Source organism: Lysobacter sp. (assembly GCA_013141175.1).
Lineage (GTDB): Bacteria > Pseudomonadota > Gammaproteobacteria > Xanthomonadales > Xanthomonadaceae > Lysobacter_I.
The window spans coordinates 1,199,856-1,224,307 of record JABFRN010000001.1; the positions used below are offsets into that span (position 1 = coordinate 1,199,856).

Annotated in this window: 21 protein-coding genes and 1 pseudogene; 13 read left to right on the forward strand and 9 right to left on the reverse strand. The window is 66.1% G+C overall.

Features of this window, described 5'->3' with window-relative positions; genetic code table 11:
- The first annotated feature begins 184 nt into the window (after positions 1 to 184).
- From HOP03_05470 to HOP03_05495, 6 genes are read left to right on the forward strand one after another with little or no spacing between them, the layout of a single operon-like run.
- A complete protein-coding gene (locus HOP03_05470; protein NOT87613.1) occupies positions 185 to 1,201 on the forward strand; it encodes a methyltransferase domain-containing protein in 1,017 nt (338 codons plus the stop codon).
- Positions 1,202 to 1,203: 2 nt separating this feature from the next.
- Positions 1,204 to 3,357 (forward strand): FAD-dependent oxidoreductase, encoded by a 2,154-nt coding sequence (locus tag HOP03_05475; protein ID NOT87614.1) that lies wholly within the window; start codon positions 1,204 to 1,206, stop codon positions 3,355 to 3,357.
- Positions 3,354 to 4,184 carry a DUF3047 domain-containing protein gene (locus tag HOP03_05480; protein ID NOT87615.1) on the forward strand — a complete coding sequence of 277 codons (831 nt, stop codon included), beginning with the start codon at positions 3,354 to 3,356 and terminating at the stop codon, positions 4,182 to 4,184. Before HOP03_05475 ends, HOP03_05480 begins: the two co-directional genes overlap by 4 nt.
- Positions 4,181 to 5,188 carry a radical SAM/Cys-rich domain protein gene (locus tag HOP03_05485; protein NOT87616.1) on the forward strand — a complete coding sequence of 336 codons (1,008 nt, stop codon included), beginning with the start codon at positions 4,181 to 4,183 and terminating at the stop codon, positions 5,186 to 5,188. Before HOP03_05480 ends, HOP03_05485 begins: the two co-directional genes overlap by 4 nt.
- Positions 5,185 to 5,853, forward strand: coding sequence for a glycosyltransferase (locus HOP03_05490; protein ID NOT87617.1), 669 nt, complete (start codon positions 5,185 to 5,187; stop codon positions 5,851 to 5,853). The genes HOP03_05485 and HOP03_05490 overlap by 4 nt, the downstream gene beginning before the upstream one ends.
- Positions 5,850 to 6,530, forward strand: a complete 681-nt coding sequence (locus HOP03_05495) for a DUF2064 domain-containing protein (GenBank protein ID NOT87618.1) — start codon at positions 5,850 to 5,852, stop codon at positions 6,528 to 6,530. The genes HOP03_05490 and HOP03_05495 overlap by 4 nt, the downstream gene beginning before the upstream one ends.
- On the opposite strand, the gene HOP03_05500 is transcribed toward HOP03_05495, so the two are convergent.
- On the reverse strand, positions 6,504 to 7,334 hold the full coding sequence (locus HOP03_05500; GenBank protein ID NOT87619.1) for a sterol desaturase family protein: 831 nt from the start codon (positions 7,332 to 7,334) through the stop codon (positions 6,504 to 6,506). The two genes, HOP03_05495 and HOP03_05500, sit on opposite strands and share 27 nt — an antisense overlap.
- A gap of 115 nt (positions 7,335 to 7,449) precedes the next feature.
- On the opposite strand from HOP03_05500, the gene HOP03_05505 reads away from it, so the two are divergent.
- The 6 genes from HOP03_05505 (at position 7,450) to HOP03_05530 (ending at position 13,371) form a co-directional block, all read left to right on the forward strand.
- On the forward strand, positions 7,450 to 8,046 hold the full coding sequence (locus HOP03_05505; GenBank protein ID NOT87620.1) for a hypothetical protein: 597 nt from the start codon (positions 7,450 to 7,452) through the stop codon (positions 8,044 to 8,046).
- Positions 8,047 to 8,101: 55 nt separating this feature from the next.
- Positions 8,102 to 11,029 carry a molybdopterin-dependent oxidoreductase gene (locus tag HOP03_05510; GenBank protein NOT87621.1) on the forward strand — a complete coding sequence of 976 codons (2,928 nt, stop codon included), beginning with the start codon at positions 8,102 to 8,104 and terminating at the stop codon, positions 11,027 to 11,029.
- Complete coding sequence (locus HOP03_05515) at positions 11,026 to 11,268, forward strand: hypothetical protein (protein ID NOT87622.1); 243 nt, start codon at positions 11,026 to 11,028, stop codon at positions 11,266 to 11,268. Before HOP03_05510 ends, HOP03_05515 begins: the two co-directional genes overlap by 4 nt.
- On the forward strand, positions 11,265 to 12,086 hold the full coding sequence (locus tag HOP03_05520; protein ID NOT87623.1) for a 4Fe-4S dicluster domain-containing protein: 822 nt from the start codon (positions 11,265 to 11,267) through the stop codon (positions 12,084 to 12,086). The genes HOP03_05515 and HOP03_05520 overlap by 4 nt, the downstream gene beginning before the upstream one ends.
- Positions 12,087 to 12,178: 92 nt before the next feature.
- Positions 12,179 to 12,439, forward strand: a complete 261-nt coding sequence (locus tag HOP03_05525; protein NOT87624.1) for a hypothetical protein — start codon at positions 12,179 to 12,181, stop codon at positions 12,437 to 12,439.
- Entirely contained in the window at positions 12,439 to 13,371 is a 933-nt protein-coding gene (locus HOP03_05530; GenBank protein ID NOT87625.1) for a dimethyl sulfoxide reductase anchor subunit, read from the forward strand. Before HOP03_05525 ends, HOP03_05530 begins: the two co-directional genes overlap by 1 nt.
- 896 nt (positions 13,372 to 14,267) lie before the next feature.
- On the opposite strand, the gene hemC is transcribed toward HOP03_05530, so the two are convergent.
- From hemC to HOP03_05565, 7 genes and pseudogenes are all read right to left on the reverse strand, one after another.
- Entirely contained in the window at positions 14,268 to 15,173 is a 906-nt protein-coding gene (gene hemC / locus HOP03_05535; protein NOT87626.1) for a hydroxymethylbilane synthase, read from the reverse strand.
- A 206-nt stretch (positions 15,174 to 15,379) separates the two neighbouring features.
- Positions 15,380 to 16,312, reverse strand: coding sequence for a hypothetical protein (locus tag HOP03_05540; GenBank protein ID NOT87627.1), 933 nt, complete (start codon positions 16,310 to 16,312; stop codon positions 15,380 to 15,382).
- A gap of 59 nt (positions 16,313 to 16,371) precedes the next feature.
- Entirely contained in the window at positions 16,372 to 17,133 is a 762-nt protein-coding gene (locus tag HOP03_05545) for a response regulator transcription factor (GenBank protein ID NOT87628.1), read from the reverse strand.
- A gap of 55 nt (positions 17,134 to 17,188) precedes the next feature.
- Complete coding sequence (locus HOP03_05550) at positions 17,189 to 17,893, reverse strand: carboxylesterase (GenBank protein NOT87629.1); 705 nt, start codon at positions 17,891 to 17,893, stop codon at positions 17,189 to 17,191.
- 577 nt (positions 17,894 to 18,470) lie between these two features.
- Positions 18,471 to 19,718, reverse strand: a pseudogene (locus tag HOP03_05555) (hypothetical protein).
- A gap of 2 nt (positions 19,719 to 19,720) precedes the next feature.
- Positions 19,721 to 20,668: a hypothetical protein gene (locus tag HOP03_05560; protein NOT87630.1), complete on the reverse strand. Its 948-nt coding sequence runs from the start codon at positions 20,666 to 20,668 to the stop codon at positions 19,721 to 19,723.
- A 12-nt stretch (positions 20,669 to 20,680) separates the two neighbouring features.
- Positions 20,681 to 21,928 carry a hypothetical protein gene (locus tag HOP03_05565; protein ID NOT87631.1) on the reverse strand — a complete coding sequence of 416 codons (1,248 nt, stop codon included), beginning with the start codon at positions 21,926 to 21,928 and terminating at the stop codon, positions 20,681 to 20,683.
- Here HOP03_05565 and HOP03_05570 point away from each other — a divergent pair.
- Entirely contained in the window at positions 21,915 to 23,459 is a 1,545-nt protein-coding gene (locus tag HOP03_05570; GenBank protein ID NOT87632.1) for a hypothetical protein, read from the forward strand. The two genes, HOP03_05565 and HOP03_05570, sit on opposite strands and share 14 nt — an antisense overlap.
- Here the strand turns inward: HOP03_05570 and HOP03_05575 are convergent.
- Positions 23,389 to 24,441, reverse strand: a complete 1,053-nt coding sequence (locus HOP03_05575) for a hypothetical protein (protein ID NOT87633.1) — start codon at positions 24,439 to 24,441, stop codon at positions 23,389 to 23,391. The two genes, HOP03_05570 and HOP03_05575, sit on opposite strands and share 71 nt — an antisense overlap.
- Positions 24,442 to 24,452 lie beyond the last annotated feature (11 nt).

Sequence of the window (24,452 nt, forward strand, 5' to 3'; positions counted from 1 at the left end):
GTGCTCGATTATGGCGGATGGCGGGGCGGGAGGTCTGCATCCTCACGGATGCTCGTTGGACCAGCCTTCCATCGTATCGTGTAGGGGTCGCAACGGTTGCGACCGCATGGCCGCGCACCGTTTCGCCCGCCCACGCGCTCTTCTCCCATCCGGGTGCCTCCACCCGCCCGTCACGGAGCCGATCATGGGCGACAGCGTCATCCAGCAGTACTACGGGGAAACCCTTGCCAGCCAGCGCGACCTCAAGACCGGCGCCTGCTGCAGCCCCGAGGCGATGCCCGCCCATCTGCAGGACTGGCTGCGCGGGATCCCGCGCGAAGTGACCGACCGCTTCTACGGCTGCGGCTCGCCGATCCCGGCGGCGGTGGCCGGCGCGACCGTGGTCGACCTGGGCTGCGGCACCGGCCGCGACGCCTTCCTGGTCTCGCATCTGGTCGGGCCGACGGGCCGGGTGATCGGCATCGACATGACCCCGCAGCAGCTGGCGGTGGCCGAGCGCAACATCGCCGAGCACCGCAAGACCACCGGACTGGACAATCTCGAGTTCCGGCTGGGCTCGATCGAGGATCTGGCCGCCGCCGGCATCGGCGATGGCAGCATCGACGTGGTGATCTCCAACTGCGTGCTCAATCTCGCCAGCGACAAGGCGCAGGTGCTGGCCGAAGTGTTCCGCGTGCTGAAACCGGGCGGCGAGCTGTACTTCTCCGACGTGTTCGCCGACCGCCGCATCCCCGGTGCGCTGCTGCAGGACCCGGTGCTGCGCGGCGAATGCCTGTCCGGCGCGCTGTATCCGGAAGACTTCCGTCGCCTGCTGCTGGCGCTGGGCTGCGCCGACTTCCGGATCGTCGCGCGCAGCCCGGTGCCCTTGCTCGACGCCGACATCGAAGCGGTGATCGGGCATGTGCGCTTCGAGAGCATCACCGTACGCGCGTTCAAGCTCGACCTGGAAGACCGCTGCGAGGATTACGGCCAGGTCGCGACCTATCGCGGCACCATTCCTTATCAGCCGCATGCGTTCGCGCTGGACGATCACCATCGTTTCGAGCGCGGCCGGCCGATGCTGGTCTGCGGCAACACCGCCGACATGCTGGCGCGCACGCGCTACGCCGGGCACTTCACGGTGACCGCGCGCGGCGCGCATTTCGGACTGTTCGACTGCGCCCCGGCGTCGACCACCGCCGACGCTGCGGCGTGCTGCTGACCATGCATGTCGACCCGAAAAAAGCCGCCCTGCTGGTGCTCATGAGCACCGCTTCGCTGGCGCTGTATTTCGGCGCGCTGGACGAGTACCTGCAGTTGCAGAAAATGCAATCGCTGCTCGGCGACGCACACGCCTACACCGCCGCCCACCCGGTGACCGCGATCCTCGGTTTCGCCGCGATCTATGTCTGCACGACCGCGCTGTCGATTCCCGGCGCCGTGATCCTGAGCCTGTTCGCGGGCGCCCTGTTCGGCGTGCGCATCGGCAGCGTGGTGGTGCTGTTGTCGGCCACCATCGGCGCGACGCTGGCGATGCTGAGCGCGCGCTACGTGTTCAGCGACATGGTGCACGAGAAATTCGGCGAGCGGATGAAGACGATCGATGCCGGCATGGAGCGCGAGGGCGGCTTCTACTTGTTCGCGCTGCGCCTGGTGCCGATCTTCCCGTTCTTCGTCATCAATCTGGCGATGGGGCTCACCAGCATCGGCGTCTGGCGCTACGTCTGGGTGAGCATGCTCGGCATGCTGCCCGCCACGATCGCCTTCGTGTACGCGGGTCGCGAGCTGGGCAATCTGCATTCGGGGAGCGACATCCTGAATCTTCCGATGACCGACGCCTTCACCGTGCTGGGGCTGGTGCCGCTGGTCGCGCGGAAAATCATCGCCACGGTGCGCGCGCGTCGCGCCTATCGCGGCTGGAAGCGGCCGAAACGCTTCGATCGCAATCTGATCGTGATCGGCGCGGGCGCCGCCGGCCTGGTGACCAGCCATATCGCCGCGACCGTGCGCGCGAAGGTCACGCTGATCGAGAAAGCGCAGATGGGCGGCGACTGCCTCAACCGCGGCTGCGTGCCGTCGAAGGCGCTGCTGCGCGCGGCGCATGCCGCCGCGGAGGTGGACCGGGCGCCGGCGTTCGGCATTCCCGCGCAACGCGGCATGCCGGATTTCGGCCAGGTCATGGCGCGTGTCCGCGCGGCGATCGCGGCGATCGAGCCGAACGATTCGGTCGAACGCTACACCGCCCTGGGCGTCGAAGTGCTGCAGGGCGAAGCGCGCATCGTTTCGCCATGGGAAGTCGAAGTGAACGGCCAGCGGCTGAGTGCGCGCCATCTGGTGATCGCCACCGGCGCGCGACCGTTCGTGCCGCCGATTCCCGGCCTCGACCGCGTGCCGTACTGCACGTCCGACACGTTCTGGACCCTCGAAACGCTGCCGCATCGGATCGTGGTGCTCGGCGGCGGACCGGTCGGCTGCGAACTCGCGCAGTGCCTGGCGCGATTCGACTGCGACGTGAGCATCGTCGAAATGGCCCCGCAGCTGCTGGCGCGCGAAGACGCCGATGCCGCCGCCGTGGTGCAGGCGTCGCTGGAGCGCGACGGCATCCGCGTCCTGCTCGGGCGCACCGCAGTGCAAGCGCGCGCTGGCGAGCCGAATCAGCTGGCGATCGAACACGAGGGCACCCGCAGCGAACTGCCGTTCGACCTGCTGCTGGTGGCGGTGGGTCGCAGCGCGAATGTCGACGGCTTCGGACTGGAAACGCTGGGCATTCCGCTGCGCGCGAACCGCACCATCGAGACCGACGATCATCTGCGCACCCGGTTTCCGAACATCTTCGCGGTGGGCGATGTCACCGGCCCGTACCAATTGACCCATGCCGGCGCGCATCAGGCCTGGTACGCGGCGGTGAACGCACTGTTCGGGCGCTTCAAATCGTTCCGCGCCGATTACCGCGTGCTGCCGGCGGCGACCTACACCGATCCGGAGCTCGCACGGGTCGGCATCAACGAACGCGAAGCGAAAGCGCGGAAGATCGCGGTCGAAGTCATCATCCATCCGTTCTCGGCGCTGGACCGCGCCATCGCCGAAGGCGCGACCGAGGGCTTCGTCAAAGTGCTGGTGCCACCGGGCAAGGACACGATCCTCGGGGCGACGGTGGTCGGCGCCCGCGCCGGCGACCTGATCGCGATCTTCGCGCTGGCCATGAAACAGAAGATCGGTCTGGACAAGATCCTCGGCACTGTGTTCGCCTATCCCACCTTCGCCGAAGCGGCCAAATTCGCTGCGGGCACCCGCCGCATGCGCCACGCGCCGGCATGGGCGCTGGCCTGGCTGCAGCGATATCACACCCTGGAACGCCGCGATTGGAAACGAAAATGATCCGTCCCGATACCGATATCGATTCCGCATCACGCCGCGCGCTCGCGGCCTGCGCCTGCGCCTTCGCCGCCATGCTGGTGGCGACCACGTCCGGCGCATCGGCGGCGAAACGCCGCGCCGACCATGCTCCCGCAGCGGTCGCAGCGCAGGGCCGGCTGATCGCGCGGACCACGCCGTTTTCGTCCGGCCCGCTGGCCGCCACCGCGCCGCCGGGCTGGGCGGTGCAGACGCCGCCGAAAGTCGAACACCAGACCCGCTACGATCTGGTGATGGACAACGGCACCATCGTGCTGCGCGCGCGCGCCGATGGCTCGGCATCGTCGCTGCGCCATGGCATGTTCGTCGATCCCAGGCAGACGCCGGTGATGCGCTGGCGCTGGCGCACCCAGCGGATGCTGCAGGGCGCCGATCTCGCCGACAGCGACCGCGACGATCAGGTCGCCCGCATCTACGTGTATTTCGAGCGCAGCGAAGACGCGATGACGCTCAAGGAGCGCGCGCGGTTCAAGCTCGGGCGCGCGCGCCATGGCAAGCAACAGCTGTCGGCCGCGCTGTGCTACGTCTGGGACAACCGCCACCCGGTCGACAGCATCCACGAAAGCGCCGAAACGCCGTTCGTGGCGCTGGTGGTCGCCGCCAGCGGCGACGCGCAGTTGGGCAAGTGGGTCTCGTTCAAGCGCGACGTGACCGAAGACTACCGGCGCGCATTCAACACCGATCCGAAACGGATCATCGGTATCGCGGTGTCGGTGGACACCGATGGCACCGGCGAATCCGCGACCACCTGGTTCGGCGACATCGATTTCGTCGCAGCCTCGCCGCGATGAACACCGGCTTCGCCGAACCCGGAACGCTCGCGATCGCCGCGCCGGCCATCCCGTTCCCGCGCATGCTGGAACGCCACGGCCTGGCGCTGCCGCGCACGCCGCTGGAAATCCTGCAGGTGAATCTGACCGCGCGCTGCAATCTGGCGTGCACGCACTGCCATGTCGAATCCGGACCGAAGCGCGAGGAAGCGCTGGACGCGCGCGGCATCGACCGGTTGATCGCACTGATGTCGACCGCACCGGCGCTGCATACCCTGGACATCACCGGCGGCGCGCCGGAATTGCATCCGCAGTTCCGGCGACTCGCGGCTGCCGGACGCGCGCACGGGCTGAAGGTCATCGACCGCTGCAATCTGACCGTGCTGTTCGAGCCCGGACAGGAGGACACCGCCGCATTTCTCGCCGAAAACGGCATCGCGGTGGTCGCCTCGCTGCCGTGCTACTCGTCGGCGAACGTCGAGAAACAGCGCGGCAAGGGCGTGTTCCTGCAGAGCATCGAAGCGCTGCAGCGGCTCAATGCGCTGGGCTACGGCCGCGAAGGCAGCGCGCTGGAACTGGATCTGGTCTACAACCCGGGCGGGCCCTCGCTGCCGCCGGCACAGGCCGCGCTGGAAGCGGATTACCGCACGCGCCTGTTCGAGGATTTCGGCATCGTCTTCCATCGGCTGTTCACGATCGCGAACATGCCGATCAAGCGCTTCCTGCACGCACTGGAGCGCGATGGCCAGCTGGATGCGTACATGCAGCTGTTGATCGATCACTTCAATCCGCGCGCCGCCGAAGGCGTGATGTGCCGCAATCTCGTCTCGGTGGGCTGGGACGGCACGCTGTACGACTGCGACTTCAACCAGATGCTGCCGTTGCCTGCCGGCGCGCAGCGCTGCACGCTGTGGGACATCGCGCGCCTGGACGAGATCGAGCGCTGGCCGATCGCCTTCGGCCGCCACTGCTACGCCTGCACCGCCGGCAGCGGCAGCAGCTGCGGCGGTGCGCTGACCGGATGAGCGACCCGCTGTCGCAGGTGTCGATCGTGTTGCCGGTCGGGCCTGGCGATCGATCCTGGCCGCCGCTGTACGCCGCACTGCGCGAACACGCCGCCGCCGCCGAGTTGCTGCCGGTGTTCGCCGATGGCGACGCGCAGCCGACGCCCGCCGATGCCATGCGTGCGCCGAAGGGCCGCGCGCACCAGCAGAATGCCGGCGCGCACGCGGCGGGACGTCCGTGGCTGTGGTTCCTGCACGCCGACACCCGGCTCACGCCCGAAACGCTGCCGGCGCTGCGTGCCTTCCTCGATCGCAACGAACCCGCACTGGGCTGGTTCCGGCTGCGGTTCGATGCGGACGGACCGAAACCGCTGCAATGGGCGATGCGCGCGAATGCGATCGGCGCGAACTGGCGCTCGCGTCGGCTCGGCCTGCCGTTCGGCGATCAGGGCCTGCTGATGCCACGCCTGGAATTCGACCGCCTCGAAGGCTTCGATCCGCAGCTTGCCTACGGCGAAGATCATGCGCTGGTCTGGCGCGCACGCCGTGCGGGACTGCCGTTGCACGGGATCGACGCCGCACTGGTCACCAGCGCGCGCAAGTACGCGGAACGCGGCTGGCTGCGGACGACCCTGCATCATCTGCGCCTGACCGCCGATCAGGCGTGGCGCGAGATGCGTCGATGACCGCCACTGCAGCGGGCCTTGCCATCTTCGTGAAGACGCCGGGTCATTCGTCGCTGAAGACCCGGCTTGCTCAGGCGATCGGGCGGGACGCGGCGGAAGCCTTCCATCGTCACGCCGCTGCGGCTGTCGCCGATGTCGTCATCCGTGCGCAGGCATCGATGCCCGGACTCGTGGCGTACTGGGCGGTCGCGGAAACCGATGCCGTGGACGCACCGATCTGGCGCCATCTGCCGCGCATCGCGCAGGGCGACGGCGATCTCGGCGCGCGCATGCGCAGCGTCTGCGGAACCTTGCGCGCACGGCACGGCCGCGCGCTGCTGATCGGCGCGGATGCGCCGCAACTGCGCGCCGGCGATGTGCTGGCCGCCTGCACCGCACTCGACACCCACGAGCACGTCATCGGCCCCAGCGAAGACGGCGGTTTCTGGCTGTTCGGCACGCGCATCGCGGTGCCGGAACATGCGTGGTCGGAGACGCCGTGGTCGCAGTCCGACACTGCGCTGCGTTTTCTCGATGCCCTCGGCGATTCATCGGTGGCGACCCTGCGCCGGCTGTGCGATGTCGACACCGTCGACGATCTCGCCGCACTTGCCGACGCGCTGCACGCGCTGCACGCGCCGACGCCGAAACAGGCGGCGCTGGCACGCTGGCTACGCGATCTTCGTTTTCCCGCTTGAATCGATCGAGCCGCCCGCGCGAAACGGCTCGCGCAACAGATCGACAACGCGCGTCGCGCGCTCGACGCCCACGCCTTCGACACCGAAGGTCTGCGGCCGATCGCGCGCATGCATCGCATAACTGCCGAACAGCCGATCCCAGACGCTGATATGGAACCCGAAATTGCGCTGCTGTTCGTCGCGATGGGTGCTGTGATGGATCCAGTGCATCGCCGGCGTCACCACCACCCAGCGCAATGCGCTGTCCAGACGCGGCGGCAGCGACAGATTGGCATGCGTGATCAACGCGAAGCTCGACAACAGCGCCTCGAACGCCAGCAGCACCGCCGGATCGACGCCCAGCGCGATCGCCAGCGCGCACTTGCAGGCCAGCGAGACCAGCATCTCCAGCGGATGGAAGCGCAGCGCGGAGGTGGCATCCAGCGTGGTGTCGGTGTGATGGGTACGATGCAGCCGCCACAGCCACGGCACCGCGTGCAGCCATCGGTGTTGCCAATAGATCGCCATGTCCAACAACAGCACGGCGAGCAGCGCTTCGAGCCACATCGGCAGCGCATCGGGCTTCAGATTGAACAGCCCAACGCCGGCCGACTGCGCCCACACCGCCGCGCCGAACGCGCCCGCCGGCAGCAGCAGCCGCGCGACCAGGGTATCGAGCGCGATCAACGCCAGATGCGCCGGCCAGCGTCGGCTGCGGCGCTGCGGCGGATTCGGCCCGGGGCGCAGACGCTCGGCCAGCGACAGCGCCGCCAGCAGGCCGAGGAACAGCCACAGGCGCCACAGCGTCGTGTCGGCGGTGTCCATCGTGCAGCGGTGCTCCCGTGGTAGAGGCCCATGATGGCCGGTTCTGTGCGGATTTTGCGCTATTGCGAACAATGCGGCTTTGTTTCAGCCGTTCCATCCCACGGGAGTTCCACCGATGTCGTCCCCGCTTCGTCCCCGCTCCGCCCATCGTTTCGCGTGGCTGCTCGTTCCGCTGTCGCTGCTCGCCGCCATCGCCGCCTGGGCTGGACCGAAAGAGGAGATGAAGGCGCTGAGCGTCAAATTCCTGGCGCTGCGCAGCTACCACGTGAGCATGGAAGGCAGCGACAAGCGGATGCAGAAGATGGAGATGGATTTCGTCGCCCCCAACCGCTATCGCATGTCGATGCCGATGGGCACGCAGTATGTGATTGGCGACACCATGTACATGACCATCGACGGCCGCACGATGAAGATCCCGATGCCCAAGGGCACCGTGACCCAGTGGCGCGAATCCGACCGCGCCTTCCGCGAAGTCGACCAGATGCAGATCGAAGCGCTGGGGATGGAAACGGTCAACGGCAAACCTGCGAAGAAGTACCGGATGACCCAGACCGCCCGCAAACCGGCGACCACGTCGTTGATCTGGGTGGGGATGAACGGCTATCCCCTGAAGATGCAGACCACCGGCAGCACCGGCAAGCAGGCCCACACGATGACGGTCCACTATTCGCGCTTCAACGACCCGTCGATCAGGATCGAACCGCCGAAGTAAGGCGGGGCGGCAGCCGCACTCGCCTGCCGGCGCTCCCGGCAGGCACAATGGCGCGATGCAAGCGCCCGCGCTCAACCTCTCGCCCTCGCCCGGCGACGACGTCAAAACCACCACGTGCTACATGTGCGCGTGCCGGTGCGGCATCCGCGTCTGGATCAAGGACGGGCAGATCCGCTACATCCAGGGCAATCCCGATCATCCGGTGAACAAGGGCGTGCTCTGCGCCAAGGGTTCGGCCGGGATCATGCAGCACTACTCGCCCGCGCGTCTGCGCAAACCGCTGCTGCGCACCGGCGAGCGCGGCAGCGGCGAGTTCCGCGAGATCGAGTGGGATGAAGCGCTGGCGCTGGCGACCTCATGGCTGAAGCCGATCCGGGAAAGAAATCCCGACGAACTCGCCTTCTTCACCGGCCGCGACCAGTCGCAGGCGCTCACCGGCTGGTGGGCGCAGCAGTTCGGCACCGTGAACTACGCCGCGCACGGCGGTTTCTGCTCGGTGAACATGGCGGCGGGCGGGCTGTACACCCTCGGCGGCAGCTTCTGGGAATTCGGCGAACCCGACTGGGAGCACGCGCGCTACTTCATGCTCTGGGGCGTGGCCGAAGATCACGACTCCAATCCGATCAAACTCGGGCTGTCCAGGTTGAAAGCGCGCGGCGCGAAGATCGTCGCGGTCAATCCGGTGCGCACCGGCTACGGCGCGATCGCCGACGAATGGATCGGCATCCGCCCCGGCACCGACGGCCTGTTCGCGTTCGCGCTGATCCACGAACTGCTGCGCAGCGATCGCATCGATCTGGAGTATCTGGTGCGCTACGCGAATGCGCATTGGCTGGTGGTGCGCAATCCCGGCGGCGCGGACGATGGTTTGTTCGCGCGGGATGCGGAGGGGAATACGCTGTGTTGGAACAGCGGCCCCTCCCCAACCCCCTCCCCGCAAGCGGGAGAGGGCGATCGTCTCCTTCCCCCGCACGCGGGGGAAGGTCGGGATGGGGGCGCTTTCGCAGACGCCAACGCCATCGACATCCACCCCGCCGTCGTCGGCACCTACACCTTGCCCGACGGTCGCACCGCCGTACCGGTGTTCCAACTCCTCGCCGAACGCTACCTCGATCCGCAGTATTCGCCCGATGCGGTCAGCGCACGCTGCGGCATTCCCGCCGACACCATCCGCCGCATCGCGCGCGAACTTGCACAAGCCGCGTTCGAGAGCAATCTCAGCCTACCGGTCGCATGGACCGACAGCTGGGGCCGCGAACACGGCGAAATGATCGGCCGCCCGGTCGCGATGCACGCGATGCGCGGCATCAGCGCGCACAGCAACGGCTTCCATACCTGCCGCGCACTGCATGTGCTGCAGATGCTGCTCGGCGCGGTCGATGCACCCGGCAGTTTCCGCTACCAGCCGCCGTTCCCGAAACCAATGCCGCCCGCGAACCGTCCGGGCAAACTGCGCCGCGACAACGGCACGCTCGACGCCGCGCCGCTGGGTTTCGTGCACGGGCCGGAAGATCTGGTCGTCGATGCGCAGGGACAGCCGCGCCGTATCGATCACGCCTATTCGTGGGCATATCCATTGTCGTCGCACGGCATGATGCATACGGTGATCCGCAACGCATGGGCCGGCGATCCGTACAAGATCGACACGCTGCTGATGTTCATGGCCAACATGAGCTGGAACTCGGCGATGAACACCCGCGAGACCATGCATTGGCTCACCGACAAGAACGCGGACGGCAGCCACAAGATTCCGCACATCATCTACAGCGACGCCTACGCCAGCGAGATGGTGGCGTACGCCGATCTGGTGCTGCCGGACACGACCTATCTCGAACGCCACGACGCGATCAGTCTGCTCGACCGGCCGATCTCCGATGCCGACGGCGCATCGGATGCCATCCGTCATCCGGTGTTCGATCCGGCAACACAGCTCGACAGCGACGGCCGACCGCGCGACGTGCGCGGCTTCCAGTCGGTGCTGCTGGATCTGGGCGCACGTCTTGGATTGCCGGGCATGACCGATGCAACCGGCATGCCGATCTATCGCGACTACGCTGACTACATGGTGCGACACGAGCGCGCGCCGGGCGTCGGCCTGCTCGCCGGCTGGCGCGGCGAAGACGGCAGCGAAACCGGCAAGGGCGCGCCGAATCCCGAACAGCTGCAGCGCTACATCGAGCACGGCGGTTTCTGGCATGCGTCGATTCCGGAATCCGCGCGCTACTACAAAATGGCGAACCGCGATTATCTGCAGTGGGCGCATCGTTTCGGCTTCATCGCGACCACCGAGCCCATCGTGCTGCAGCTGTATTCGGAAACGCTGCAGAAATTCCGCCTCGCCGCGCAGGGTCATGGCGCGCTGCAGCCGCCGGAGGAACATCGCGAGCGTGTAGCCACTTACTTCGATCCTCTGCCGATGTGGTACGAGCCCTTCGAATCCACGCAGACGAGCAGCGAAACGTTTCCGCTTTCCGCCATCACCCAGCGTCCGATGTTCATGTACCACGCCTGGGGTTCGCAGAATGCCTGGCTGCGTCAGATCATGACGCGAAACTATCTGCATCTGCATCCCGATACCGCCGCGCGCTATAGCATCGCCGACGACGACTGGATCGAGGTCTCGTCGCATCACGGCACCATCACCGTGCAGGCGAAGTTCGCCGTCAACGTGCAGCCGGACACGGTGTGGACGTGGAACGCCATCGGCAAGCGCAAAGGTGCGTGGAAGCTCGCGAAGAACGCGCCCGAAGCCGAAAAAGGTTTTCTGCTCAATCATCTGATCAGCGACATCACCCCGCGCGGCGATTACGCCAACGCCGATCCGGTCACCGGGCAGGCGGCGTGGTTCGATCTGCGCGTGTCGATCCGCAAGGCCGACACTGCCGGCATCAGCGCGCCGCAGTTCGTGCCGATCGCGTTCGATGCCGCCAGCGATGCGCCGCTGCGCTACGGTGCGTCGATGCGCAACAAGGATCGCGCATGAATACCGCCAAGTACGCGACCGGCCGCCGCATCGCCGGCTGGACCTTCATCGCGCTGGGCAAGATCGGCAGTCTGGCATTGCTGTGGGTCATCATCACCGGCGCCGAGTCCAACGCTGGCGACGGCAGCGCAGGCACGGATACGCTGTTTGGTTTGATCGGCATCGCGCCGCTGTTCGCGATGACGCTGAGCGCCGTCGCCATCGGCATCTGGATCCTGCTGAAGAGCGAACACGCATGACCGATCTGCCGCCGCCGTCGAAAGTGAAACTCGGTCTGGTGATCGACCTCGACACCTGCGTCGGCTGTCACGCCTGCGCGGTGAGCTGCAAACAGTGGAACGCGGGCGGTATCGCCGGGCCGCTGACCGACGAGCAGCCTTACGGCAAGGATCCGTCGGGGGTGTGGTTCAATCGTGTGCACAGTTATGAAGTGGCTGCGACGACATCGTGCGGCCCCCACCCATCTGCGCTGCGCGCAGATCTCCCTCCCCCGCATGCGGGGGAGGGTTGGGGAGGGGGCGCGCAACCCGCAACGACGCTGCATTTTCCGCGCAGCTGCCTGCACTGCGAAACCCCCGCCTGCGTCACCGTCTGTCCCACCGGCGCCAGCTACAAGCGCGCCGAGGACGGCATCGTGCTGGTCGACGAGGACAAATGCATCGGCTGCAAACTGTGCTCGTGGGCGTGCCCGTACGGTGCGCGCGAATACAGCGCGGTCGAAGGCGTGATGAAGAAATGCACGCTGTGCGTCGACCGCATCTACAACACGCATCTGCCCGAAGAGGATCGCCAGCCCGCCTGCGTGCAGGCCTGCCCGACCAAGGCGCGGCATTTCGGCGATCTCGGCGACCCGGATTCGGACGTCTCGAAACTCGTGGCCGAACGCGGCGGCGTCGCCCTGATGCCGGAGCTGGGCTACGCGCCGGTCAACCGCTATCTGCCACAGCGTGCGCGTCGCGCGGGCGATGCCGCACCAGTGCAGGCGCAGGAAGAACCGCTCGATACCGAGGCATTGCCGCCGCTGTTGCGGTGGTTGGACAAGGTGTTGTCGCGATGAAGGTGCTTCACCTCAAACCTCCACTTGCGCTGGCGATCCCTGCGCTTGCTTACCTCGCGTTTGAAGCATGGGTCTGGTACTCGGATCCCGGCATGCCGAAAGCGATCCGGTTCGCTTGCGCCGGCTTGCTGATCGTCGGTGTGCTGCGCGAAAACACGATCGCGCTTCCGCTGTGGATGCTGTACAGCATCCTCGGCGGATTGATCTTCTGTGTCTGGGCCTTCCAGGCCGCACACGAATCGACGACAGGCGCATTGCGCAATGCGATGTTCGCCGCGATGGCGATGGCGAATGCTGGTTATCTGCTTTTCGTCCATCCGTCGCGCAAATCCAAGACGCCCGGATCGTCCTGATGCACCCCGCCTTTTCCGTCATCGTCTTCACCACACTCTCCGGCACCGGCTTCGGCCTGTGGTTCTGGCTGGCGCTGCGGATCGCGGTGGGCGACCGACCCGAATGGTTCGACGGTCTGGGCTGGATGTTGGGGCTGGTCGTCGGCGCGGTGCTGGTTGCTGCAGGCGTGACCGCTTCGCTGTGGCATCTGGGCAAACCCGCCCGGGTGTGGCGCGCGTTCTCGCAGTGGCGAACGTCGTGGATGTCGCGTGAAGGCGTGTTCGCGCTGGCCTGCTTCGCCGCCGCTGCTGCGGTCATGGCGCTGTCGTGGGGCTCGCGCCATGGTCTGTCGGTGCGTGCGGCGGGCGTGCTGCTGGCGCTGCTGTCGGTCGCTGCGGTCTACAGCACCGCGATGATCTACGCCTCGCTCAAGCCGATCCCCGCATGGCGACACCGGCTGGTGGCGCCGGCCTATCTGCTGTTCGCCGCGCTCGGCGGCGGCCTGCTGTTCGGGCCGTTCGCGGGTACCACCCTCGACGATCCGAGCCGGGTCGGCGCGGGCATCGTCATCGGCGCGATCGCCTTGTGGTGGGTCAAGCGTCGCTACTGGCGCGATCTCGATCGCGATCCGCTGCCGCTCGACACCGGCGATGCGGTCGGCCTGCCCGGCCGCACGGTATCGAGTTTCGAGCGCCCGCACACCGAGAGCAATTACCTCACCCGCGAAATGGGCTTCGTGGTCGCACGCAAGCATGCGAAGACGCTGCGCACGATCTCGGTCGTGCTGTTCGCGCTGATTCCCGCACTGTGCGCACTGCCGGTGTGGCTGATGCCGCACGGCGACGTCACGGTGTTGCTGTGGGTCGGCGCGATGTCGTTCCAGTTGGGCGCGTTGGTGGAGCGCTGGCTGTTCTTCGCCGAGGCGAAGCATCTGGTGACGCTGTACTACTGACGAAGCATTCCCGTGAGCGGCGCCGTGCTTTGCAGGAGCCGCTTCAGCCGCGAAGCCCGCAGCGTCTCTGCCGCGATATCGCATGCAATCCGATACGCCATCCACAGGATGCCTTGATGACGGGGAATGTGTTGTCGGAAAGGGTGCGGGCTTCGCGGCTGAAGCCGCTCCTACAACAGCGTTCGTGCGACCGGTTTCACGCAATGCATTCGCCCAAGCCAGACATCTGGTGATGCTGTATTACTGCGCAACCTGAGCCCTGCTTTTCTGTGGGAGCGGCTTCAGCCGCGAAGCCCGCAGCGTCTCTGCCGCGATATCGCATGCAATCCGATACGCCATCCACAGGATGCCTTGATGACGGGGAATGTGTTGGCGGAAAGGGTGCGGGCTTCGCGGCTGAAGCCGCTCCTACAACAGCGTTCGTGCGACCGGTTTCACGCAATGCATTCGCCCAAGCCAGACATCTGGTGATGCTGTATTACTGCGCAACCTGAGCCCTGCTTTTCTGTGGGAGCGGCTTCAGCCGCGAAGCCCGCAGCGTCTCTGCCGCGATATCGCATGCAGTCCGATACGCCATCCACAGGATGCCTTGATGACGGGGAATGTGTTGTCGGAAAGGGTGCGGGCTTCGCGGCTGAAGCCGCTCCTACAACAGCGTTCGTGCGACCGGTTTCACGCAATGCATTCGCCCAAGCCAGACATCTGGTGATGCTGTATTACTGCGCAACCTGAGCCCTGCTTTTCTGTGGGAGCGGCTTCAGCCGCGAAGCCCGCAGCGTCTCTGCCGCGATATCGCATGCAGTCCGATACGCCATCCACGAGATGCATTGATGGCTGGGAATGTGTTGGCGGAAAGGGTGCGGGCTTCGCGGCTGAAGCCGCTCCTACAAAAAGCACTACGCGATGAATTCGCCTGCACCCAGATCGAGCAACTGCAGCGCGACCTGCTGTCCCAATGCATCGACATCGTCGCCGATCGCTTCGCTGCGCACCGCGCGGCCGTCGGCGACCGAGCCGACCAGACCGGCGAGATGCAGCGTGTCGTCGTCGCGGATCCGCGCGAACGCCGCCACCGGCACCTGGCAGCTGCCGTGCAGCGCGCGGTTCATGGCGCGCTCGGCTTCCACGCAGCGCCGCGTTGGCGCGTGGTTGAGCGCGGCGAACAGCGCGCGGGTCGCGTCGTCGTCGTCGCGGCATTCGATCGCGATCGCGCCCTGCGCGGGCGCGGGCAACCATTCGGGTGCGTCCAGCCGCGCACGGATGCGCGCATCGAAGCCGAGCCGCTGCAGACCGGCGCAGGCGAGCAGGATCGCGTCGTAATCGCCGGCATCGAGTTTCGCCAGCCGCGTGTTGACGTTGCCGCGCAGATCGACCAGTTGCAGATCCGGCCGCAGCGCCCGCAGCTGCGCCTGCCGCCGCAGCGACGAACTGCCGACGCGCGCGCCCTGCGGCAGCGCGGCGATGTTGTCGTAATGATTGCTGACGAAGGCGTCCGCATGATCCGCGCGTTCCAGGATCGCCGGCAACACGAACGGGCCTTCGAGTTCCATCGGCACGTCCTTCAGCGAATGCACCGCGCAGTCGGCATCGCCGCGCAGCATGGCGAGTTCGAGTTCCTTGAGGAACAGGCCCTTGCCGCCCACCGCCGACAGCGAGCGGTCCAGCACCTCGTCGCCGCGGGTGGACATCGGGATCAGCCGGATATCGAGATCCGGATGCAGCGCGCGCAAACGGGCGGCGACGTGCTCGGTCTGCCAGAGGGCGAGCGGGCTTTTGCGGGTGGCGATATTGAGGGTGCGCATGGCCGCATTATCGCACGCGCCCCACACCATTCCGATGCCCGGGTAGGGTGGGGTAAGCGCAGCGCAACCCCACCATCACGGCACAGCCATCGCGGTGCGGATTTCAAGGATGCGGTGTCGGGCATGACAGGCGACGACGGCACGGATGCAATGGTGGGGTTGCGCTGCGCTTACCCCACCCTACTCGCTCACCCCACTCTACGCGCTTATTGAGGGGGATTCTTGTAAAGCAGGTCATTAGGTACTTCTATAACAGTCCCAAGAACCGTACTCATATATGAGCGAATATCAAAGCCAGGATGCAGTTTGTGTGTCTCCAGATCAAACCAGAGCCCATGGAGAAACATGAATAGAGATTTGGCTGGATCTACAAGTACGGGCTGCCCCTGAACAGTGGTGTTGAATGCCCTTGTGACGCCCTCGTCAGTAGCAACTGCCACCCAGCGCTGCACGTGTCCATTTGTGCTCTCCATATGGATTACTCCTTGGTCTAAAGCGCACACACGGATGACTCTAATCTCTGGATACTTTGGGGCCTTATCGATTAGTTTTACGCCACGAAAAAGATATTGCCAATCTATCCAGTGCGCAAATGTTTCAAAAGAATGACAGTCAGTACGATATGCAAACACATATAAAGCGGGAGGGTCGTGGTGAATTTCTTGCTCCCGTGTGCGCGTCTCCCAGTAAGGTGTAAGTGCAGGCCTAAATTCAAGGCCTGAGACGGAGGCAAGGTTATCCATTGCAGACTTTGCCTCTGTAGAAGACATTGACGTCTTGACTTCAATTACGGCATAGACGATCTCTATGGGATAGACCTTACGAAAGAAACTGGCTTGTTTTTCAGCGTCATATATAACGATATCGGCTTGACGGCTGACTTTACCGAAGCGATCAATGACCAGTGCATTTACCTCAACACCATATTTTGGCGGCAAGAATTTCCGAATGACATCTGCAATTGCAGTTTCGTTCTCTGCGCCGACGAGACCGGCATGCGGAAGCTTGCGATTGAATAGAAGTGCATCAGCTTCTAGCTTGATATATACGCTAGAGAAATAGTGGTCGAGGAAATTGCGTTCTTCTGTCGGCGCAGCATGAAGTATGCCGCCAAAGTTTGGTGGGATGTCTATGGTCATGACTGAAGAAGCCTAGCTTCAATTTATCCGTGAAAATAATGATAATAGGCATTGTTTATCTACAAATGCCTAACCATATCCCGCAAATGCGGCACGCACCGCCGACTCACTTCCAGCGGCTTGTCCCCATGCCGTAACACCGCCTCGATCCGCCCATCGCCAGCACGACGCAGCTCAACCAGCTCTTCCCGTGACACCAGACAGTTGCGATGGATGCGAACGAAGTTGTCCGCGAATTCGGTTTCCAGCGACTTCAGCGATTCCTCGATCAGGTCTTCGCCGCGCGCGTGGTGGACGACGACGTATTTTTCGTCGGCCTGCAGATAGCGGATGTCCTCGATGGCGATCAGGCGCAGGCTGCCGCGCAGGCGGGCGCAGAGGTGGCTGCGGCGCTTGCCGTTGCCGCCTGCGTGGGTGCTGTCGTCGGCGGGTGCGGGATCTTCGTGGCGCGGGGCGCGACCGGCGACGAAGGTGCGGGCGCGGTCGAGGGCGATGGCGAGGCGTTCGCGGCGGACCGGTTTGACCAGGTAGTCGACGGCGGCGGCTTCGAAGGCCGACAGCGCGTGTTCGTCGTAGGCGGTGCAGAAGACCACCGCCGGGCGCGGATCGAAGGTGGCGAGGTGGCGCGCGGCTTCCAGGCCGTCGATGCCGGGCATCGAGATATCCAGCAGCACCACGTCGGGCGTGTGTTCGGCACAGGCGTCGAGTGCGGCGCGGCCGTCACCGGCTTCGGCGACAAGATGCAGATCCGCATGCTCGGCGAGGAGCATGCGGAGGCGCTCGCGCGCCATCGGTTCGTCGTCGGCGATGAGGACTTTCACGTCATTGTGCGACCTGATCCCATGGCCCGATGGTAGCGCCATCCGACGCCCGTGGTCACTCGACCTTCGGCGCGGCGGCAAAACGGGCTTCGAGCCAGTCGCCGAGGTCGTTGAGTTCTTCGGTGCAGACCTGATGGGCCATCGGGTAGCGGTGCCAGGCCGGAGCGAAGCCCATGCGCCGCATCATCGCCGCGCTCTGTTCGCCCACGGCGTAGGGCACCACCGGGTCGTACAGGCCGTGGGCCATGAACAGCGGTTGGCGCTCGGCGCCTGCCTGCAGCGCGGCGGCGGCCCGGTCCGGCGCGGCCAGATACGTGGACAGCGCGACCAGTCCGGCCAGCGGGGTCTTGCGGCGCAGGCCGGCGGCCAGGGTGACGGCGCCGCCCTGCGAGAAGCCGGCGAGGATCAGCCGTTCCGGCGGGATGCCGCGCTCGGCCTCACGGGCGATCAGGGCTTCGACCTGTTCGATCGATTCGGCGACGCCGGTCTCGTCGGCGCGATTGGCCAGGTCGAGATGGGCGATGTCGTACCAGGCGCGCATGCGCATGCCGCCGTTGATGGTGACCGCGCGCACCGGGGCGTGCGGGAATACGAAACGCAGCGCAGGCCAGCCGGGGCGGATCAGTTCGGGCACGATCGGCGCGAAACCGTCGCCGCTGTCGCCCAGGCCGTGCAGCCAGAGGATGGTCCAGGCCGGCGCGGGGCCGGTGGTGCGTTCGACGCCGTCGAGCAGCGGCGCGGGAGTGGGGGAATCGGTCATCGCCCTATTCTGGCGACCCCGCCTCACGACCGCCAGCGTCCGAAGGTCGCAGCCGTTATTGCGGCGTGTTGAACAGATCCCTCAGTCCCGACTCGACCGCGCCCCCGATCGCACCACCGACCGTGGTACCGACGCCGCCGGTGGTATTGGTCGATGCGTTCGTATTGGCGGGTGCGTTGCTCGCCGGGCGATTCGCCGTACCGGTGTTGGCGGGGGCATTCGCATTGGCAGGTGTGTTTGCCGGGGTGTTGGCCGCAGGGTGATTGGTCGCGCCTGTGTTGGCGGGGGCATTGGCGTTCGCGGGCGCATTGGCTGGAGCATTTGCATTGGCCGGCGCATTGGCCGGCGCATTGGCCGGTGCGTTGGCCGGTGCGTTGGCCGGTGCGTTGGTGGGCGCGTTCGTCGCCGGGCGGTTCGCTGCATTCGCAGGTGTATTCGCAGGCGCGTTGGCATTCGCCGGTGCATTCGCGTTCGCAGGGGCGTTCGCATTCGTCGGCGCGGGCGTCGCCGGGCGATTCGCGGGCGCAGGCGTGGTCGGCGCGGGGCTCGGCGCCAGCGGTTTCGAGCCTTCGGCCACGGCTTTGTCGATGCCGCCCCGCCGCTGCTGTTCCGACTGCTGCTGCAGCTGCAGACGCGCGTTGCGCGCGGTCGACGGGTCGGGAATCTCCGCAGTCGGATTCAGCGTGCTGTTGCGGATGCGGTCGGCCTGCGCCTGCGCGGCCATCTGGTTCAAGGGCAGATAGTCGGTGTGGAAATTCAACTCGACCGAGGAATTCAGCTCGAGATCGGTGTTGATTTCCTCGGTGCGCTGGCTGCGCTCGGTCGACACGTAGCTGATGGTGTTCTCCACTTCGGCGCTGACGCCCCAGGGCCCCGCGCCGAAACTGCCGCTGGCCTTCATCCGGTTCTTGAAACCGAATTCGCTGCCCTTGTCCTCGCTGGCGGCGCTGCGGGTATCGATATGGAAGCGCATCGACGCATTGATCTTGCCGCTGTCGATCACGATCCGCTGCATGCCCATCATCACCATCGTCGCCAACTGCTGCTGGCGCTGGCGGGCGAGATAGCGGCGCGCGAACGGCACCAGTTTCTCGGGATTGCTGGCGTCGATCGATTCCTCCGGCGGTACGCCCAGGGTCGCGCGTATTTCCTCCTCGCCCGGCATCGACGCGCCGGGACGCAGCCGGAGTTTGATGTTCGAGAGTTCCTCCTGCAGATCCGCCAGTTCGTCGGCGTCCATCTTCTCGCCGGGCTGGGGCATGTCCTCGGGATCGGGCGAGTCGTATTCGATCGATTCCGGAAAATGATCGGCCACCCACTGCCGCACCTGCACCAGTCCGAACTGGGCGCGCTCGAAACCTTCCGCCGACGCCGACACCGCATTGAGCAACTGCACGTACTGGTTCATCTGCTGCGCGTTGGCGTCCAGCATCGCTTTGAACACGCCGTTGATCAGATCGGTCACGAAGCGCGGGAACGACACCGCATTCAATACGTTCCGGGTGATGCCGGCGATGCGGTCGGCGGCTTCGCCGAACCCGGGCTGCGCCGACTGCGCGGTCGCCAGCGGCGGTGCAGGCCTGGGCTCGGCGCGGCGTTCGATCTCGCCCTCCGCCTGGCCTTCCTCGGCGATGAGCTCCGCAGCGAGCGTCGAGACCTTCACCATCGCCTGCGCCAGCGCCTGGCGCTGCGGTGGCGACAGCGTGCTGTAGTTCGGCGTGCGCTCCAGCACGTCGCGCACCGCGACGCGGATCCACGGCGGCGGCGGCGCGCGCCGCGACGACGATGAGGTTCCGGTGGCCGGCATGGCACCTGTGGTGGCCATGGCTACGCCCCCATCGACAGCGACACGGTGGGCAGCGCGGAACCGATACCCGCATAGGACGGCGCGAGCGACGGCGACGCAACGGCGGGCGACGACGCCAACCAGCGCTGCGCGGCGACGATCACGGCGACGTCCTCGGGTTTGCCGGGATCGAAGCGGATCGCGCTGTCCGCATAGTGCTGGCCCAGCCACAGCAGCACCGTCTGCCCGTTGCGGCCACGTTCCAGATGCTGCTGCGGCATGCCGGCGGGGATGCCGTTCTGGTTGCCGACGATGGCGACCAGCCGCCACAGATCGTTGACCGCGAACGCGGCCTGCAGCATGCGGTCGCGCAGGAACTGCAGCGCGGTGTTGATGGTCTCGACGATGTCGCGCGCGGCGATCGCGGCCATCGGGTCGACGCGCTGGGCGAGAAACGCGGCGAGTCCCTGGGCGTGGGTCGCGACCAGCACCTGTTCGCGCAGATCGACGCCATCGGCTTGCATGACGATGGCGTCGCAGAGTGCGTGCATCAGTCGATCGAAATGCGGCGTCTCGATCACCCGTGCGTAGATCGCATTGCGCTCGTCGACATCCAGACGCTCGCGCCGGCCGCGCCAGAACGCATGCAGCAGATTCGCGGTCGGTCCCAGCGGCTGGGTGATCGCGCCGCTGACGAACAGGCCTGCGATCAGTTCGGCGGTCGGCAGCAGCCCCGCGCACTCGAGTTCGCTGGCGAAATACAGCGGCGCGGCGGCGTCGAGCTGGACCCGGTCCTCGACCGTCGGCGCCGCCTCGGGCAGATCGAAATCGATGCCCGCCAATGCCTGCGCATGGGCACTCGCTTCCGAATAAGCACGTTCGTGCGCGTCGAGCGCCGACAGCGCGACCGACACCGCGCCGAGCAGCGTCGCATGCGGATGCTGCGTCGGAATGCGCAAGGCAGGCGGTGGCGGCGCGAGACGCGGCATGGCGCGCGCACCTCAGCCTGCTGCCGGTGCGGAGGCGCCCGCCTGATTCGATTTCGCGTTCGGGTCGAACGGCGTGGCATTGCCCTGGATGCTGGCGATCATGCCCGGCGAGGCGAGTTTTTCCATCGGGAAATAATCCGACTTGAAGTTCACCCGCACTTCGCCGGAGAGCTTGGCCTTCATTTCCTGGCTGGAACTGGAAGTCTCGTCGACCGACGACGACACCGTGGTCATGTGGCTCTGCACATTGGTGTTGGCGCTGGCCGCGCCGCCCCAGCCGAAATGCGCGCCGGCCACCGACGTGTTCTTGTTGTAGCTGGAATCGCGGTCGTACAGCGATGCCTTGGCGTCGCGCTTGGCTTCGTCGGAAGCGCGGAAATTGAACATCACTTTCGCGTTGATCAGGCCATCGGTCACCACGATGCGGTTGATGCCCAGCATCACCATCGACGACAGCATCTGCTGGCGGCTGCGCGCCATCTGCATCCGCGCGGCCATCACCAGTCGCGACTCCTGATCGGGATCGGACAGATCGGTCACCGGTTGCGCCAACTGCAGTTCCTGGCTGACGCGGGTCAATGCGGCCTCCGGGTCGTCCTCGCTTTTCACGCCCAGCCGCGGGCCACCTTCCTGATCGCTGGTATCGATGGTCAGATCGGCGCCGAAGCGCTGCGTCATCCAGTCGCGCGCATTGTTCATGCTGATGTTGTCGGCGGCGAACTGGTCGACCGTCTGCGCCACCGCTTTGAGCAGGTCCGCGTAGGCCTCCATCTGCTGGATCGAGGCATCGACGATCGCCTGGAACACATTCTGGATCAACCCACCGACGAACTTGGGAAAATCCACGGCGCCAACGAAATTCTTGAAATTCTCCGCGCCCTGCTTCACCGATCCGGCTTCGAAATCGCTGCCGGCGAAGGTGCCGATTTTTTCCGAGGCCTTGCTCTTGGCCTGATCGACCGGACTGGGCGGATTGGCCAGCGCCTGCGCCGGCGCGCCGTACACCGGCAGCGCCTGTTCTTTCGCCAGCACGCCCTTGCCCGGCGTGAGTTCCTGTTTCGCCAGGCCCTGCGGATTGGCCATGTACGAGGCCACGCGCACCATCGTGCGCGCGATGTCCTGCTGCTTCTCGGGTTCGAGCTCGCGGAAACCGGCCGAGGATTCCAGCAGATGGCGCACCTGCGGACGCACCGCGCGCAGGGTGTCGTCGTCCAGCCAGGCCGGTTCGGTGTTCGGATTGCGGACGATGGAAGCGGACATGGCGGGCTCCGTGGCGGACATCAGGCCGTGGGCGCGGCGGGTGGGGGGGCGATGCGCCGCCACCGGCCGCAGCGGATGCCGGCGGACGATTGGTGGCCAGCGTCTTGACCATGCCGGGCTGCGCATTCATCTGGATCGCGGCGATGGATTCCGGGTTCGCCAGCTTGTCCAGCGGCACGTAGTCGCTCTTGAAATTGACTTCCATGGTGCCGGCGAGGCTGGCCTTGGTGGTGAGGCTGGCATCGGCGCTGGTCTGGGTGACAGAGGTCATCTGGATCAGCGGCTGCGACACGCTCTTGTAGTCGCCGGTGGTGTAGAAACTGGCGTCGCGGCGGGTTTCGGCGATGGTGCCGTTGGGCAGGCGCACCATGCTGCGGGTGGGGCCGCTGCGCTGGATGGTGCCGCCGGTGACCGACTCGGTGTTGACGGTCTGGTCGCTGTAGTCGAACTGCTGCGCGGTCTTGCGGAACTGCATGTTGTCGCGCGCCTGGAAGTCGTACATCACCTTCGCGGTGAGCTTGCCGTCGGTGACGACGATACGGTTGATGCCCAGCATCACCATCGTCGCCAGCAGTTGCTGCCGGCCGGTGGCCAACTGGGTGCGCGCGGCGGGCACCAGCAGCGCTTCGACCAGTTCGTCGTCCAGGCGCTCGACCGGCTTGTCCAGCGGCAGCGTCTGGTTGATGCGGGTGATGGCGGCGCGCTCGTCCACGCCTTCGCGCACCGTGACCCGCGGCTGCGGCGGCGCGGCCTGACCGCCGCCGCTGTCGCCGAAATTGCCGAAGTCGCCGAAGCTGTCGCCGCTGTCCATCGAAATCTGGAACACGTCCGGAAACTGTTCGACGAGATGGTCGCGGCCCTGGTTCTGGGTGGTGTTCTCGTCGCGGAACTGGTTGAGGCTTTTGGACACGTCGGCGACCAGCTTGGCGTAGGCCTCCATCTGTTCGATCGAGCTCTGCACGATCGAATGGAACACGCCGTTGATCAGACCGGCGCAGAAATCCGGGAAATTCACCGCCTGCAGCAGCGCGCCGGCCGCAGCCACGCCTTCGCGCGCGCCCTGCGCGGTGAACTTGCCGTCCTGGTCGGTGTTGCTGCCGGTCTGTTGCGTCGTCGTACCGCTCTCGCCGGCCAGCGCCCGCACCTGCGGGCTCTGCTGCTCGGGCTTCAGCCGCATGCCGTCGGGTTCGGCCAGATAGCTCGCGATCTGCACCATGCCCTTGGCCAGCGTTTCGCGCTTGTCCGGCGAAAGCTGGTTGAACGACTCGCTGCTCTCCAGCAGCCTGCGCACCTGCAGCCGCGCGATATCGAGCGTCTCGCGGCTGGCCGGCGGCGGCGCGGCGCGCGCAGCGGCCTGGGTTCTGGGCGGAAAAATGGCGGACATGTCCAGTCGCTCCGGTGGGGATGGGTCGCGCGGATCGGAGGGGCGCGGCGCGCGCCCGCACCGGTGTGCCGGCGGACTACTGCAACGCCTGCGCGTCTTCGATGGCCTCGCGCATTTCAAATTCGATCGGGCGCACGTACAGACTGATGCGCGCCTGCGTGGTCGGCGTGACCCGCAGACTGAGCACCGAGAAGTGCCCCTGCTGGCTGACGTCGTCGACGCCGAAGGCATCCAGCCAGCGCGACAGCGCGATCAGTTGGCGCGGGCGTTCGGCCAGACCCAGCTTGATCAGATCGAGGAAGCGCGCGGGCAGATCGGGGATCGCCGCGAGCAGGATTTCGAGCTTCAGTTCGATCCCGTCCGGGGCCTCGCGGATGCCGATCAGCACGCCGCCCGACGGCAATTCGAAACGTCCGCCGAGGGCAACGCCGACGATCCGCATCAGGCTCGGCAATTGATGGCCGATGCCCAGGCGGTTCATCAGCGGCCCCAGCGCACTGACCACCAATGGCCCGCGATGCAGGAAAGTCACGCGCTGGCTGCCGCTGTCGCGCTTGCAGCCGATCGAGGTGAAGATCGGCATCAGCGTCGGCATTTCGGTCATCACCTGCCGGGTCAACATCGCCAAGCCTGGCGACAACGCTTCGATCTGCGACGGCTGCAGTTCGTAATAGATCTTGGTCGCGTACAGACCGTCCTCGTCGAACGCGCTGCCGAACCAGGCGCCGAAGTTCATCCAGCTCATGCCGCCGAAGCCGCGCCATTCCTCGCTGCGGTTGTCGAACCAGCGCAATGCGTCGCGGCCGAACACCGGCTGGATCAGGCGACGCATTTCGCGCGTCGCCTCGTCGCGCCGCGACACCGGCGATGCGCCGGGGCCGAGCGGTTCGATGGTGAAGCGCAGGGTGTTGGGTTCGGCTTCCGAGAACGATGGCTCGTACGGCACCGCGCCCGGGGTGAGCGCGTTGTGTGCGTACGAGACATCGTCGTCGGGCAGGTAGAACGTGCGCTCGATCAGATCGCCGATGTAGGGCATCGGGTCGCGGGTGCCGAGCGCCTGCGAGGCCGAATGCAGCGAACGCTCGACCAGATGCCGCATCGGCTGCGCGCGTGTGCCAGGGGTGGACATGATCGTTCTCC

Bases quoted from the DNA above. Each gene is read 5' to 3' on its own strand.
- HOP03_05560 (NOT87630.1), bottom strand. From the start codon at position 20,668: ATGCCGCGTCTCGCGCCGCCACCGCCTGCCTTGCGCATTCCGACGCAG.
- hemC (NOT87626.1), bottom strand. From the start codon at position 15,173: ATGCGCACCCTCAATATCGCCACCCGCAAAAGCCCGCTCGCCCTCTGG.
- HOP03_05510 (NOT87621.1), top strand. From the start codon at position 8,102: ATGCAAGCGCCCGCGCTCAACCTCTCGCCCTCGCCCGGCGACGACGTC.
- HOP03_05520 (NOT87623.1), top strand. From the start codon at position 11,265: ATGACCGATCTGCCGCCGCCGTCGAAAGTGAAACTCGGTCTGGTGATC.
- HOP03_05475 (NOT87614.1), top strand. From the start codon at position 1,204: ATGCATGTCGACCCGAAAAAAGCCGCCCTGCTGGTGCTCATGAGCACC.
- HOP03_05540 (NOT87627.1), bottom strand. From the start codon at position 16,312: ATGACCATAGACATCCCACCAAACTTTGGCGGCATACTTCATGCTGCG.
- HOP03_05575 (NOT87633.1), bottom strand. From the start codon at position 24,441: ATGTCCACCCCTGGCACACGCGCGCAGCCGATGCGGCATCTGGTCGAG.
- HOP03_05550 (NOT87629.1), bottom strand. From the start codon at position 17,893: ATGACCGATTCCCCCACTCCCGCGCCGCTGCTCGACGGCGTCGAACGC.
- HOP03_05515 (NOT87622.1), top strand. From the start codon at position 11,026: ATGAATACCGCCAAGTACGCGACCGGCCGCCGCATCGCCGGCTGGACC.
- HOP03_05570 (NOT87632.1), top strand. From the start codon at position 21,915: ATGGAAGCGGACATGGCGGGCTCCGTGGCGGACATCAGGCCGTGGGCG.
- HOP03_05530 (NOT87625.1), top strand. From the start codon at position 12,439: ATGCACCCCGCCTTTTCCGTCATCGTCTTCACCACACTCTCCGGCACC.
- HOP03_05500 (NOT87619.1), bottom strand. From the start codon at position 7,334: ATGGACACCGCCGACACGACGCTGTGGCGCCTGTGGCTGTTCCTCGGC.
- HOP03_05490 (NOT87617.1), top strand. From the start codon at position 5,185: ATGAGCGACCCGCTGTCGCAGGTGTCGATCGTGTTGCCGGTCGGGCCT.
- HOP03_05525 (NOT87624.1), top strand. From the start codon at position 12,179: ATGCCGAAAGCGATCCGGTTCGCTTGCGCCGGCTTGCTGATCGTCGGT.
- HOP03_05565 (NOT87631.1), bottom strand. From the start codon at position 21,928: ATGTCCGCTTCCATCGTCCGCAATCCGAACACCGAACCGGCCTGGCTG.
- HOP03_05495 (NOT87618.1), top strand. From the start codon at position 5,850: ATGACCGCCACTGCAGCGGGCCTTGCCATCTTCGTGAAGACGCCGGGT.
- HOP03_05505 (NOT87620.1), top strand. From the start codon at position 7,450: ATGTCGTCCCCGCTTCGTCCCCGCTCCGCCCATCGTTTCGCGTGGCTG.
- HOP03_05470 (NOT87613.1), top strand. From the start codon at position 185: ATGGGCGACAGCGTCATCCAGCAGTACTACGGGGAAACCCTTGCCAGC.
- HOP03_05485 (NOT87616.1), top strand. From the start codon at position 4,181: ATGAACACCGGCTTCGCCGAACCCGGAACGCTCGCGATCGCCGCGCCG.
- HOP03_05480 (NOT87615.1), top strand. From the start codon at position 3,354: ATGATCCGTCCCGATACCGATATCGATTCCGCATCACGCCGCGCGCTC.